This window comes from Streptomyces sp. UH6, assembly GCF_013421635.1.
GTDB lineage: Bacteria > Actinomycetota > Actinomycetes > Streptomycetales > Streptomycetaceae > Streptomyces > Streptomyces abyssomicinicus.
On record NZ_JACADT010001474.1, the window covers coordinates 1 to 370 of the forward strand.

At 75.4% G+C, this 370-nt stretch carries 1 protein-coding gene; it reads right to left on the minus strand.

Annotated features, from left to right (window positions below):
• Positions 1 to 343 (minus strand): polyketide synthase dehydratase domain-containing protein (locus HW445_RS32675; RefSeq protein WP_308800281.1); only part of this gene is annotated, 343 nt, incomplete at its 3' end.
• Between the last annotated feature and the right edge of the window lie 27 nt (positions 344 to 370).

The window sequence follows — 370 nt, forward strand, 5'->3', positions numbered from 1 at the left end:
CACCGAAACGGCCGGCTTCCGCCCACGCCTCCTGCGGCAGGGCGACCTCCGCGAACACCTCCTGGCCTCGACGCCACACGCCGCGCAGGCCCTGGAACACCGGGCCGTAGCCGAACCCGGCATCCGCGAGGACCTCGTACAGGCCCTCCACCGAGACCGGCTCCGCCTGACGCGGCGGCCACTCGGTGAGCACGACACCTGCCTCGACCGGCGCGGTGGAGGTGAGGTAGCCGGAGGCGTGCCGGGTCCAGGAGTCGCTGTCCTCGCCCGCGGGCGCGGAGTGGACGGTGACCGGACGGCGTCCGCCGTCCTCGGCCGCGCCGACCACCACCTGCAGGCTCACCCCGCCACGCTCGGGCAGGACCAGCGG